The 13,449-nt window shown below is 51.8% G+C and carries 11 protein-coding genes and 1 tRNA gene; 4 read left to right on the forward strand and 8 right to left on the reverse strand.

Features of this window, described 5'->3' with window-relative positions; genetic code table 11:
• Positions 1 to 47 precede the first annotated feature (47 nt).
• From hisH to hisIE, 4 genes are all read left to right on the forward strand, one after another.
• Positions 48 to 635 (forward strand): imidazole glycerol phosphate synthase subunit HisH, encoded by a 588-nt coding sequence (gene hisH / locus WX88_RS01560; RefSeq protein WP_046242531.1) that lies wholly within the window; start codon positions 48 to 50, stop codon positions 633 to 635.
• 26 nt (positions 636 to 661) lie between these two features.
• Positions 662 to 1,378: a 1-(5-phosphoribosyl)-5-[(5-phosphoribosylamino)methylideneamino]imidazole-4-carboxamide isomerase gene (locus tag WX88_RS01565; protein ID WP_046242532.1), complete on the forward strand. Its 717-nt coding sequence runs from the start codon at positions 662 to 664 to the stop codon at positions 1,376 to 1,378.
• Positions 1,379 to 1,446: 68 nt separating this feature from the next.
• Entirely contained in the window at positions 1,447 to 2,202 is a 756-nt protein-coding gene (gene hisF / locus WX88_RS01570) for an imidazole glycerol phosphate synthase subunit HisF (RefSeq protein ID WP_046242533.1), read from the forward strand.
• Positions 2,203 to 2,215: 13 nt separating this feature from the next.
• Positions 2,216 to 2,893 (forward strand): bifunctional phosphoribosyl-AMP cyclohydrolase/phosphoribosyl-ATP diphosphatase HisIE, encoded by a 678-nt coding sequence (hisIE, locus tag WX88_RS01575; RefSeq protein ID WP_156175893.1) that lies wholly within the window; start codon positions 2,216 to 2,218, stop codon positions 2,891 to 2,893.
• 200 nt (positions 2,894 to 3,093) lie between these two features.
• Here hisIE and WX88_RS29825 read toward each other — a convergent pair whose 3' ends face one another.
• From WX88_RS29825 to WX88_RS01610, 8 genes are all read right to left on the reverse strand, one after another.
• Positions 3,094 to 4,113 carry a hypothetical protein gene (locus tag WX88_RS29825; protein WP_156175894.1) on the reverse strand — a complete coding sequence of 340 codons (1,020 nt, stop codon included), beginning with the start codon at positions 4,111 to 4,113 and terminating at the stop codon, positions 3,094 to 3,096.
• 749 nt (positions 4,114 to 4,862) lie between these two features.
• The gene (locus WX88_RS01580) at positions 4,863 to 6,023 is read right to left on the reverse strand and encodes a tetratricopeptide repeat protein (protein WP_046242534.1); all 1,161 of its coding nucleotides are present in this window, start codon (positions 6,021 to 6,023) and stop codon (positions 4,863 to 4,865) included.
• A 219-nt stretch (positions 6,024 to 6,242) separates the two neighbouring features.
• Positions 6,243 to 8,846 (reverse strand): DNA gyrase subunit A, encoded by a 2,604-nt coding sequence (gyrA, locus tag WX88_RS01585; protein ID WP_046242535.1) that lies wholly within the window; start codon positions 8,844 to 8,846, stop codon positions 6,243 to 6,245.
• 144 nt (positions 8,847 to 8,990) lie between these two features.
• Positions 8,991 to 9,221 (reverse strand): hypothetical protein, encoded by a 231-nt coding sequence (locus tag WX88_RS01590; protein ID WP_046242536.1) that lies wholly within the window; start codon positions 9,219 to 9,221, stop codon positions 8,991 to 8,993.
• Between the two features lie 62 nt (positions 9,222 to 9,283).
• On the reverse strand, positions 9,284 to 9,931 hold the full coding sequence (locus WX88_RS01595; RefSeq protein WP_231590598.1) for an HD domain-containing protein: 648 nt from the start codon (positions 9,929 to 9,931) through the stop codon (positions 9,284 to 9,286).
• Positions 9,932 to 10,054: 123 nt separating this feature from the next.
• Positions 10,055 to 10,127: transfer RNA gene (locus WX88_RS01600), tRNA-Thr, on the reverse strand.
• A 126-nt stretch (positions 10,128 to 10,253) separates the two neighbouring features.
• Positions 10,254 to 12,707, reverse strand: coding sequence for a DUF349 domain-containing protein (locus tag WX88_RS01605; protein WP_052732235.1), 2,454 nt, complete (start codon positions 12,705 to 12,707; stop codon positions 10,254 to 10,256).
• 90 nt (positions 12,708 to 12,797) lie between these two features.
• Entirely contained in the window at positions 12,798 to 13,355 is a 558-nt protein-coding gene (locus tag WX88_RS01610; RefSeq protein ID WP_046242537.1) for a YqgE/AlgH family protein, read from the reverse strand.
• Between the last annotated feature and the right edge of the window lie 94 nt (positions 13,356 to 13,449).

Consider the following 13,449-nt stretch of genomic DNA (forward strand, 5'->3'; position numbering starts at 1 on the left):
AACTCGGACTCGATTTTTTGTCCAAATGAGTAAATTAGATTGAGTTTATGGAAATAGCAGTTGTAGACTACAAAGGCGGAAATGTGCAGTCCGTCCTATTTGCTTTGGAACGTCTGGGGGCTAGCGCAACACTAACTGCGGACCCTGAAGCGCTGCATCGCGCCGACAAAGTGTTGTTTCCAGGCGAGGGCGAGGCCTCATCAGCAATGGAAGCACTGCGGGAGGCTGGGCTCGATAAAGTATTACCCACACTAACTCAGCCGTTCCTGGGCATTTGCCTGGGTATGCAGTTGCTCGGCCGGCACAGCGAGGAAAACGATACGCCTCTACTAGGGCTGCTTCCGTTCACCGTGCAGCGCTTTGTACCTGACCCGATGCACAAGGTACCACATATGGGTTGGAACAACCTCCAAGTATTGCAAGGCCCCCTATTTGCGGGCCTCAGCGCAGCCGACCATGTTTACTTTGTGCACAGCTACTATGCTCCTGTGGGGGCCTATACTACGGCTCAGGCTACTCATCCGGAACCCTTCAGCGCGGCAGTGCAGCATCGCAATTTCCACGGAGTGCAGTTCCATACCGAGAAGAGTGGAGCCGTTGGAACCCGTATTCTGGCCAATTTCCTAAACCTTTAGTCGTTTTTTAACACCACTTATTTCCCGTGGAAATCATTCCTGCTATCGACTTGCTGAACGGCCAATGTGTACGCCTGAGTGCCGGTGACTTTGCCCGCCAAACCACTTATGATGCGGACCCCGTCGCAGTAGCGCAGCGCTTTGCCGATGCTGGCTTGCGTCGGTTGCACCTCGTCGACCTCGACGGTGCCCGCGCCGGTCACCCGGTCAACCTCGTCGTGCTCGAAGCTATTGCCCGGCACACTACATTGGACATCGATGCTGGTGGTGGCATTCAGACGGAAGCTGCGCTCGCGCAAGTGCTCAATGCGGGTGCGGCGCACGCCACCGCCGGAAGCCTCGCCGTGCGCGAACCCGCCATTGTTCAGTCCTGGCTGACCAGCTACGGGGCAGATACTATATTTCTGGGTGCTGATTTTAAAGGCGAGCACATCCTGATAAATGCTTGGGCTGACCAAAGTACCTGGACCTTGTCCGCTTTCATTGAGTCGTATCTAGCGGCCGGTGCCAGCACCTTTATCTGTACCGATGTGAGTAAAGATGGCCTGCTACAAGGTCCCGCGCAGGCCATTTATCGCCGGTTGGTCACCGATTATCCCACTGCTCGCTTCATCGCCAGCGGCGGCGTGACTACCGTAGCCGACTTGGAAGCCTTAGCCGAAGCTGGTATGCACGGCGCTATTATCGGTAAAGCGCTGTATGAAGGAACTATTGCTCTGCCTGACCTCCAGCCCTTCTTGTAACAGTGTAAGTGAAGCCAGCCGTTTACTATCTTCCAAATCTGATTTATCCATAAAATTCGCCAAATCCCGTGGTCAAGAAAAGACTAATTCCCTGCCTTGATGTTCGCGACGGCCGCACCGTCAAGGGTATCCAGTTCGAAGGTCTGCGTGATGCCGGCGACCCCGTTGCCTTGGCTGCCCGCTATGCCCGGGAGGGTGCCGACGAGCTGGTATTCCTGGATATTACTGCTACCAACCAGCGGCGGCAACCGCTCACCGAATTGGTGCGTGATGTGGCCAGGGTGCTGGATATTCCATTCACCGTAGGTGGCGGTATTAGTACCGTAGCTGATGTGGAAGCCCTTTTACTAAGCGGTGCTGATAAAGTATCCATTAATTCGGCCGCGCTGGCCCGGCCGGAGCTTATTGCGGATCTAGCCCGGCGGTTTGGCTCGCAGTGCGTGGTGGTAGCCGTTGATGCTCGCCTTGTGGAAGGAGAGTGGCAGGTGATGACACGTGCTGGTACCGTTGCCACAGGTCGTGAAGCTGTCGCTTGGTGCCGTGAAGCTGCCGAGTTAGGTGCAGGTGAGCTTTTACTTACGTCGATGAGTCATGATGGTACCAAATCAGGGTTTGCTCTGGAATTAACTCGTGCCGTCAGCGACGCCGTACCGGTGCCGGTTATAGCTTCTGGCGGTGCCGGTCAGCCCGCTGATTTCACCGCTGTTTTCCAAGAAGGTGGGGCCGATGCGGCGTTAGCTGCCAGTATCTTTCATTTCAACGAAACCGCTTTACCGACTCTTAAGCACTATTTGCACAGTGCTGGTATTTCGGTGCGGCTCTAATTATTTATTGCTGATGACTCCTGCTTTTTCGTCTCCTGTTGTGTTGCCATTGCGTTTCGACCCCGTTACTGGCTTGTTGCCTGCCATTATCCAAGATGCCGATACTGGGCAGGTACTCATGCTGGGTTATCTCAACGAAGAGGCCTGGGCCAAAACTCAGCAGGAGGGACGGGTGACCTTTTTCTCTCGTTCTAAAAACCGCTTGTGGACCAAAGGTGAAAGCAGTGGCAATTACCTCACGGTGGTCAGTCTGCATGTCGATTGTGACGCTGACACCGTCTTAATCCGGGCACTGCCGGCCGGCCCGACTTGCCATCGAGGTACCGTGAGCTGTTTTGAGCAGTCTGAGCAAACCCATTTGCCTGTAGCGCCCATTGGCTTTCTAGCCGCTTTGGAGCGCCTGATTCAGGAGCGTCAGCAGTTTCCCGAGCGTGCCCCGACCTCCTATACAGTGTCGTTATTTAAGAAGGGAATACCCAAAATTGCCCAGAAAGTAGGAGAGGAAGCCGTCGAAACTGTCATTGATTCGGTAGCTGGTAGTCGTGAAACATTGCCCGGTGAGGTTGCCGATTTGCTCTATCATTTACTAGTGTTACTTGTCGCCTCGGGGGTGCCGATGGTAGAAGTCATCTCCGTGCTACAGGAGCGTCACCACTTACCCAATACCCGTCATTTAACAGAAGGTGAGTAGTTTTTGGTTAGTATAGCCTTTTTATCAGGAGTGTATTTTAGTACAGACATTCTTTGCAGTCGTCATCGTAGCTAGGTTCTGGGCTAGCTGGCAGATTTCGGTAGCGTGGTAGTAGAAGGTAGGTGAAGATGCCAGTTGCTGCTTCCCTGTACGGAAGCAGCAACTGGCTGTTGGTAGTATTCAAAGGAGTTAATTTGGCTCTAAGTTTTTAGTTGTCTCCTGATTTTCTCAAGAAGGGCTACCGCCAAGGCTATATCTTCTTCTTCTGTGATGGATAATGACGTATTGATACCAACTCCACTTATTTGAATCTGATAACCGACACTTGTGGTTGGCGTTATTGGTGGTATTACTATACGTGGTGGTGAAGCTGAGGGATGTTCAGGTTCATTGTTTTTACCGCTATTGATGCTGAGGGTTTCTCCTATCTCTCGTTTCCTTTCTTCCGGTGGTGTGGTGTTGCCTACTAATCCGAATAAGCTGGCAATTGCATCTGTTGAATCTACTTTGGGCGCATCAGTAGCCGCTGGGTGATTAGTTGTAGCTAAGTTGAATGTAGTGGTGGTGGGTTGATTTGTATTAATCGTTTCTTTTTGTATGTCTGGTCTCTCAATTTCAGGTATTGGAGTTGAATGTGAGGTTCCATTACTGAAGATGTCCCCACGTGGCTCATAGTCATTGCGGAATGTGTTGATGCTAGGTTGTGGGCTGGCTAGTTCACGTCTAGGTGATTTTTGATTAGCTAAAGCGTCGATATCTGCCATGATGTTTTGGTCGTCAAGTAGTCCAACCATTCGGGAGCCTTCTACAAAGGCTTTGGCAACTCCCTGGGCATTTATTTCTTCTACTCCGAACTCTCTTATCAGCATTACATCGAGCATCTGTACGGGTAATTCCCGTGAGCGAAATTTTCGGCATATCTGAGTGAAAAGGGGAGGTGTAAGAAACGCTTCTCTGTGAAAGAGGAGTTCTTCCTGTTTATCATAGGCGTGTTTGATGCGCTTGAAGAGCGTTGTGGTTGTGAGCAGGTCTCGTTTGCTAGTAAGTAAGCCGAACTTCACGGCAGAGCCAATAATTGCTTTAAAGGACCCACTCACTTTCCGATTAAGCTTTCTAGCTGCAGTCTCGATGGCGCATTTCCCACCAGTGTCATCTGTCACTTCTGCTAGTTCCCATGCTCCGGTATAAGTTGTCCTTGGGTAATCTATTAGTTTAGGCATTGGGTAATCGGTTTGTTAGTATAAGGCAAGTATACGCACTATGTAGTTAAAAAATCGGGTTTATTTTCAAAGTATAAAAAAGTAATAGAGTGAGATTTAATTTGTGCTTTTTTAGACTATATATTGACAAGTTTGACAATATGCTTTAGTTTCTGAAACTTCTTAAGAAACTAAAAATTAACGTTTTCTAGAAGTACCAAGAGTACAATAAGGAGTTAAGTAATAAAAAGTAATAAATTTTTCAAAGCTTTATACTTTTTATTATCTAATGGAACCGATACAGAAATTCATGACTTTGTTCACGAAATAGAGGGCCACAGACACGAACAAATAATCGCCAGTATTACCGCCGGATGCTACAAGGGCATGAGGAAATTAGGTATAATACGGATGATACAATTTCGAAAAGCCACAAATACTCACCGCTGCGAGACTGTTAGCGAGAAAAACCGCATCATACAACGGAATTCATCAAACCCTTACTGATACGCAGTCATGTTCTCATATGCGGGACTTTCCTCGTATGAGCGGTGCGATAAAAGGGTACCCAAATTTGCGTACAGAATACAGAACCTTTCGCGACCAGTTTTGCAAAGCTTTGCTAGCCGCCGTTAAGCAATGGACAAACGTACATTTAAACTCACAATAAATTGTCTTATAATTTATATTATGTTAAATAATGGCAGTTAAACAAGAAGAGCTCATCCATAGTTATGGATGAGCTCTTCTTGTTTTAAATCCCTCTGCCTCTACTTTTTGTTGAGCGATTGAAGTTTAGCATTCAAACGCTCCGAATCAGCAGTACGGCCCAAGCGAAAATAAACCTTCTGCAAGGATACCAGTGTATTACGGTCTTCTGGTTGAAGCTGTAAAGCTTTCTCAAAGTACGGAACCGAAGCCTCGAAATACTTTTTACCTTCCGCCTCAAACTTCTTACCTGAAGTTTGATAGGTTTTCAAATCCATCTTACTGGCCTTCGTATAAGCATCAGCTGCACGGTTATAGTTATATACACCAAGGTTAAACTGAGCATCAAAATTATTCGGGTCCAGTTCCACCGCTTTGCGATAGTCAGCTAGTGCAAGGTCACTTTTCTTTTGCTGATCATACATAGAACCACGTACAGCATACAGGTTCGAGTTATTTGGATCAGCTGCTATCGTTTTACTGATTTTATTCAGGGCATCTTCACCTTTACCACTAGCCAGAGACAAATTCAAATCTTCAAGCATAAAGGCTTTATTCGTAGGATATGCTGCCAGAGCTTGCTGAAGGACTTTTGCTGCTTCCGCATCATTCTTCTCTTGTTTAGCCATTTGGAGCAGACGCGAGTATAAAGTTACAGATTTGTAATTCATACCCAAAAGTTGGTTATAGCTAGCTCGTGCGCCAGCAAAGTCCTGCTTTGCCTCCGAAGCATAAGCAGAGTATAGCACAGCAGTTGTATCCTGAGGCTTAATCTTAGAGGCTAACTTGTAGCTCTCAATAGCCTTATCGTACTCTTTCGCATTGTAGCTATTCACCGCATCATTAAAAGCACGGCCGTAGAGATTATCCAACTTACTTACCGCCTGCTTACCAAACTCACCTGTTTGCGTATCCAGTTCAATGGTTTTAGCATAAGACTCATACGCCTTTTGCACTCCCTCACCAGGTTGCAGCTGCTTGACATATATAGGGCTCTCTAGCATGCCCTGATAAACTTCACCGCGAGTATACCATGTTTTAGCCTTACCACTAGTCTTTTCATTCGCAATGGCTTTATCGATATCCGCACGAGCTTTATCGAGCAGACCCGAACGTTGGTTCATAATGGCATTGGTGACGGCTGAAGTCTGCGCCGCAACCAGCGAAGGCAAACCAGTAGTCAACATAGCGGCTGCGGCAAGCGTCAAAAAAGTCTTCTTCATAAAATTGGGAATGTGCTGTTGCTGGGTGATGGAAATATTTTTAATCAGATCAACACCACAGCTTAAGCGAAAAAGATGAAATTTAAAAGTAAAAAAATTAGCGGTGGTGTTTACGACACATCAGGAGATCTTACATCAGCAATAAGCGGCTCCAAGAGTTAAGTCTGCCCCAAAAATAATGGGGCGACCCACATGGACCGCCCCACTCCTATTCAGCAATTATGCCAAATCATCGGGCTCGACCACATCTACTACAGCACCCGCTTCCGCAACAACGTCATCCGCGTCCAAAACATTATCGATGGCTCCACTGGCCGCAACAGCCAACCCATCAGAATCAGCACTCACAACCAGAGTACCATCAGTTTCTTCCTCTTTCTCTTCAGCCTCAACCTTAGCAACCGAAGAGATTTCATCGTTGCTACCGATTTTAATTAAACGAACGCCCTGCGTAGCCCGGCCAATCGTACGCAACTCACTCATCCGCAAACGAATGGTAATGCCTGACTTATTAATAATCATCAAGTCATCAGTATCATTTACATCCTTAATAGCAACTAAACTACCCGTTTTCTCTGTGAGTTTCATAGCGCGTACGCCCTTGCCACCCCGGTTAGTGACACGATATTCATCGAGCGCACTACGCTTACCATAACCATTCTCACTAACAACCAACAGTTCTTGCGAGGGATCAGCGAGACAAACCATGCCCACCACTCGGTCTCCGGTTGTATCTGAGAGGGTAATACCTCGTACCCCAGCGGCCGAACGGCCCATTGAGCGCACCTTCGATTCATTGAAGCGAACAGCGCGGCCGAAACGCGAAGCCAATACTACTTCAGAGTTCGGTGCAAGCAACTGCACGTCCAAAATGCGGTCACCATCGTTGATAGTAATGGCATTGATGCCGGCAGTGCGGGGTCGCGAATAAGCCTCCAGCGGAGTTTTCTTCACCGTACCCTGCTCAGTGCAAAACATCAAGTAGGTATTCTCGAGGTAGTCCGGGTCTTTCAGACCACGCACATTGAGCACAGAACGCACCTTGTCTTCCCTTGGAATTTCAATGAGGTTCTGGATGGGCAAGCCTTTGGTAGCCTTCCCTCCTTCTGGCACTTCATAGACCTTTAGCCAGAATACCCGACCCAGTTCAGTGAAGAACAGAAGGTACTCGTGGGTAGTGGCAACGAATAAATGCTCGGTAAAGTCATCCTTTTTGGAGATAGCACCCCGTGAGCCGGCACCACCACGGCCCTGAGCCCGGTACTCGTCAAGATTGGTTCGCTTAATATAGCCTTCGCGACTGATAGTAATGACCATCGCCTCATCGGCAATCATGTCCTCAGTGGAGAAGTCCCCACCCACATAGTTAATTTCTGTGCGGCGAGCGTCGCCGTAGCGCTCCCGAATATCTTCTAATTCGGTTTTGATAATACCACGCTGTAACTCTTCCGAAGCCAACACCGCATTCAGGTGGTCAATGAGGCGCATCAGATCCTCATACTCAGCCACAATTTTATCACGCTCCAGCCCAGTAAGACGCTGTAAACGCATGTCCAGAATGGCGCGGGCCTGCACTTCACTCAGAGCAAATCGTGAGATGAGCTGCCCACGGGCCACTTCCGGGTCTCGTGAGCCCCGAATTAGGGCAATAACTTCATCTAGGTGGTCAAGGGCAATCAGTAAGCCTTCCAGAATATGGGCTCGCTTCTGAGCTTCGGCCAACTCATAGCGAGTGCGGCGAATAATTATCTCAGCCCGGTGCTCAACGAAATACTGAATCAGTTGCTGCAAGTTCAGGGTCATTGGGCGGCCTTTCACAAGGCACACGTTGTTGACGCCAAAAGAGCTTTGCAGCTGAGTGTAGCGGTACAAGTTGTTGAGCACCACGCTGGGCATAGCGTCGCGCTTCAGGTCGTAGACGATGCGCATACCGTCGCGGTCCGACTCATCGCGCATGTCTGAAATACCCTCAATCTTCTTGTCGTTGATGAGGGCAGCCGTTTTTTCAATCATCGACGCCTTATTCACCATGTAGGGAATTTCGGTGACGACAATTTGTTCCTTACCAGTTTTAGTGGTTTCAAACGTAGCCTTAGCCCGCATCACAACCCTGCCCCGACCGGTTTCGAAAGCCTGCTTCACGCCCTCGTAGCCGTAAATGATGCCACCAGTGGGGAAGTCAGGAGCCGTCACGTATTGCATGAGCTCGGCCACCGTAATATCGGGGTTATCGAGATAGGCAATGATGCCGTTTACTACCTCGGTTAGGTTGTGGGGAGCCATGTTGGTGGCCATGCCCACGGCGATGCCCGACGTACCGTTAACCAGCAGGTTAGGAAATTTGGCAGGCAGTACACTGGGTTCTTCCAACGAGTCATCGAAGTTGGGCTGGAAGTCAACGGTATCCTTATCAAGGTCGTTGAGCATTTCGTCGGCAATACGCTTGAGGCGGGCCTCAGTGTAACGCATGGCGGCAGGAGAATCACCGTCGACGGAACCAAAGTTGCCCTGTCCGTCTACCAACGGATAACGCAAGCTCCAGTCCTGGGCCATGCGCACCATGGTGTCGTATACCGAGCTGTCGCCGTGCGGGTGATATTTACCCAGTACCTCGCCCACGATACGGGCCGATTTTTTGTAGGATTTGTTGTAGCCCACGCCCAGCTCGCTCATACCGTAGAGCACGCGACGGTGCACGGGCTTCAGGCCGTCGCGCACATCGGGCAAGGCCCGGGAGATAATGACCGACATCGAGTAGTCGATGTACGCGCCCCGCATCTCATCTTCGATGTTTATCGGAATGATTTTTTCGCCTTCCGCCATTGAGGGGGTTGATAAGCGACTCTAAAAACCCTCGATAAGGATGATTTAAGCCGCATGGTGAACAGTACTTATTACGCGTGCGAAGATACGACAAAAAGGCCACAGCGGCAAGCGCTATGGCCTTTTTTGAAGGTTTGAGTAGGATTATCTCAATGGTTTGCTCTTGTCGTTGGCGTGAGTGCCAGCCTTGGGGTTATAGGTTTTAATTTTCTCCCCAATAGCCGGGTTTTGCTTCTTAAACCAAGGCTGGCCTCGGTATTTTACACCGCTGTGCAGATGCACCTTGCGCACATGGCAGGATTCGATGGGACAAGTGCGGCAGCTGGCCACCAAAAGGAGCAGCAAACAGGGAACCAAGCGTAGGAGCAGCTTCATGATATAAAGGTAACGGGCAAGTCAAACGGTCGAGCATTGTTTTAACGCCAACTCCTCCCCTTTTAGTCAATGCCATCCCATTCGGCCAAGAACTGAGCCACGTAGACCTCCATAAAGGCATGGCGCTCCTGCGCTATTTGCCGGGCCCCGTCGGTATGCAATCGGCCTTTGAGGTAAAACAGCTTTTCGTAGAAATGATTGAGTGTAGGAGCAGTATTCTTCTGGTAACTAGCAAAGCTGTCGTGGGCGACGGGAGCAATAGCCGGGTCGTACAAGGGTCGCCCCTTATGCCCACCATAGGCAAAAGCACGGGCAATGCCGATGGCCCCAATAGCATCGAGCCGGTCAGCATCCTGAACAATTGCTGCTTCGACAGAAGAAACCGGGGTTTCAACCCCAAGACCTTTGAAAGATACTTCCCGAATAACGGTCTCAACCCGACGAATCAATTCTTGCGACGCATGTTGGCTCAAGAGCCATTCCCGGGCGGCGCGTGGCCCAGCTTCATAGTCGCCATCGTGAAATTTCCAATCGGCGATGTCGTGCAACAGCGCCGCCAGTTCTGTGACCTCCGGGTCGGCCTCGGGTGCAGCAGCTGCAAGACGACGGGCCATAACCCACACCCGCCGGATGTGGGCCCAATCGTGACCACTACCTTCACCAGCAAATTTTTGTTCGATAAAGTGAGCAGTGGCGGAAATTATGTTCAAAGCAAAAACAGATTATAGTTTAATAATGCACCTCGTCAGAACAACCTAAAAGGAAAGCGGCCATGAAGACTACAAATAAAAAAGGGCCTCTACAGCACGTAGAGGCCCTTTTTATGTTACATGAGCCGCCTGTCGGACTCGAACCAACGACCCTCTGATTACAAGTCAGAAGCTCTACCAACTGAGCTAAGGCGGCTGGTTGGTGACACAAAAGTAAGCAGCCGGCGCAATTTTGCCAGCTTTTTAGTCGATTTTTATAAAAAAAGGTCCAGCGTTGGCAACGCTGGACCTTTTCGGAATTGGTAATTCGAACGCTATAACCTTAGCTGCGAATCAATTTGAGTTGCTTCTTCAGCGTCTCGATGCGCTTTTGACCTTCAGCAATACGTCCCTGATATTCTTCGCGCAATTGAGACGCATTCTTCGACCGAGCGAAGAAATCCAGGTTGGTTTGCAAGGTAGCGTGGTCGTTTTCCAGCTCGTTAATTTCCTTACGCAGGGCCATTTCCTTGCGTGTGAGCTGCTGCTGGGCTTGCGGACGGGCCTTGAGACGGGCCACCTCTACCTGGAACAACAGCTCATTACGGTCAGCGTAGCTGATGCCAGGCACGTGGTCAAGATACTTACCGAGCAGCGTCAGGAGCTGCTCCTCACTGCGGTCGGAGGTGCCGCGGCCGGGATGCTCGTCAGTAGTATCAAATTCAGCGGCCCAATTGGTCAGCAGCTCTCGGAAACCTTCCAGTGTGCCGGGGTTTTCGGGCGTGAGGGCATTGATCTGGTCGGCGATTTTGTCGAGGTGAGCCATTTGCTCGACCGACGACTGCTGCACTTTTTCCTCACGCTGCCGGGCTTCGTGCTTCGGACGGTCAAATACAGCGTCGCAGGCGGCGCGGAAGCGGTGCCAGAGCTTGTCGGCCAGCTTGTCGGGCACACGGCCCACGTCCTTCCACTCCTTCTGCACCCGGATGATGGTCTGACGCGCCGCATCGGCATCAGGGTTGTTGAGGGCCTCTTCAGCCTGATCGATGAGTGCCTGCTTGGCTTTTACGTTGGCCGATTTCTCGTTGTCAAGAGACTTGAAGAACTCGTTCTTGCGGTTGAAGAAAGCCTTGTAGGCACCCCAATACTGTTTATTTAGGGCATCAGCTTGAGCGCGGGGCACGAGGCCGGCGGCTTCCCACTCAGCTTTGATTTCCTGCAACTCATCGGTTTTTGAGCGCCACAGGTTCACCCGGTCGGTATCGAAGGTGGCGAATGGCAGTACACGCTCCAGCAAAGCCTGCTTCACTACCAGGTTAGCCTTCTCTTGGGTAGAACGCTGTTCTACGAACTCCTTGCGGCGCTGGTGGAGCACGTCGGAAGCGGCTATAAAGCGCTGCCAGAGGGGCTCGCGCTGGTCGTTGGGCACAGGACCAATGTTCTTCCAATCCTCGTGCAGCTTGGTCAGTTCATCGAGGGCTTTGTTGATGCCGGGCGCCTGGGCCAGGGCCTCAGCCCGCTTAATGAGGGCCTCTTTCGCTTCCAGATTACGGCGGCGGTCCAGGTCCTTCATCTCCAAAAAGCGACCCTGCTTGCTGTAGTAGATATCGAGCAGACCGTGGTAGGTATCCCAAATGGCCTGACTGTCGGTTTGGGGCACGGCGCCGGTAACCTTCCACTCAGCTTGCAGCGCTTTGAGCTTAGCTGAGCTGTCTTTGGTTTCGGCAGCTTCTACTAGTCCACGTAGTTGATCTAGCAAAGCTTTTTTCTTGGCCAGATTGTCGACGCGACTGGCATCTTCAGCCTTGGAATCCTTGGCGCGGTTCTCGCGGAATTCCTGCAGGGCTTTGTTTAGCTCCTGTTGGCCTTCGGGCTGCTGAAAAGCGAAGGCTTCGGCCCCCTCGCCGCCTTCGGCAAACTTCTGACGGGCGGCACTACGGGCCAAGCCCACATTGGCTTCGTACTGGCGGGTGAGGTCCTGAATCTGCTTGCGGTTGCGGCTGGCATCAGGGCGGCGCAGTAGCTCCACGAGGTAAGCAGCCTGAGCAGGTAAATCGAGGGCGGTGAAATCGGGTGCAACGGTTTCAGGAACATAATGGTCCTCGCCTTCCCCATCTGCACCGGTAGCTTCTTCGCCAGCGTCGATGGCTGCTATGTCAGCCGGGGCGCCATTCAAGGGTGTGTCTTCGGAAGTAGGTAGCGCGGCCACCGGCTCAGTGGCAGTCTCCAGCTCGGGGGCGTTATGCAGGGCCACGGTGGGACGTTCAGGTCCCTGGTCCTCCACGGTAGCCGCAACATCGGACCCGCTCAGGGTCTCAGGGTCGGCGATGGGCGCGGGGGTAGCACTGGCAATGTGCTCACCGGCGGGCAGGGCTTCGGGGGCCGGCGTGGACGCTTCTTCAACATGAGAGGCAATTCCTTCACCATAATGAGCCACGGCACGAGCCTGGGAGGCCGATATATCGTGGCCATCTTCGGTCACGATATCAGGCACGTGGTGGGCGGTTTCGGCAGCAGCGGCCGCTTCCGGTGAGCCAGCATCCGGTGCGGAGCTGCTGACCGGAGCTTCGGCGGTGCCAGCGCCAACGGGTTGGTCGGCGGGCAATGGGGCCATGCCTTGGGCAGGCGTTTCAATTTGCGCCGCAGAGTCTGGGGAGACGGGTGCGGTGGCCAGATCGGCCGGAGCCGCTTTGCCCTGAATCTCGGCGAGGCGACGTTGCAAAATAGCCATCCGGTCTTCACCGGCCGGTTCGGAGCCGCCAGCGAGCGGGGCAGTGGGGTTTTCTTCAGCAGCCATAAATCTTCGTAAAAGCCAGCCCAGCGCACGGAGCCAGAGGAGAGAGCAAAAAAAGTGGGAGTAGAATAAAAAGTTGGCCTCACGGCCGCATTAGTTCAGACGAGGGTCTACCGGATAGTTGGCCAATACTTTAAACCGGCCGCCTTTTTCCCGCAAAATATCCCGCCAAAAGGCATCTGATGCCAAAGTAAACACTTTCCCGGCGCTTGCGGGGTGTCGTATCCAACTCTGCCCCTGCATTTCGTTGGCCAACTGCCCTGCCGACCAGCCTGAATACCCGGCAAAAAGCCGCACATCATCGGCCGCCACTATTCCACTGCCAACGAGGCCCAGCAGTTGTTCAAAGTCGCCACCCCAAAATACATCCTGCCCCAAATCGGTTGCCCCGGGCAGATCGGCGCGGCGGTGGAGGTAGTGCAGGGTATCAGGTTCGACGGGGCCGCCCACGTAAATAGGCATGTCGGCCGCAGCTGTACCGGCCTGCGCTGGGAGGTCGAGTACGTCGCCGAGGGTGAGTGTGGTGAGACGATTGAGAACGAGACCAAAAGTGCCTTCTTCGGGCTCATCGCGGCAGAGCAACACGACGCTTCGTTCGAAATTGGGGTCGCCGAGAAACGGCTGGGAAATGAGCAGGGTACCAGGACGCATATGCTGAGAGTTAGTAGGGGAAGGATGGCAGCCGGGGCCGCTGGCTGCTAGTGGCACGCAGCAACCGGCTGGAAGGTTGCAACTGCGCAACAGC

Source organism: Hymenobacter terrenus (assembly GCF_000972495.1).
Classification (GTDB): Bacteria; Bacteroidota; Bacteroidia; order Cytophagales; family Hymenobacteraceae; genus Hymenobacter; species Hymenobacter terrenus.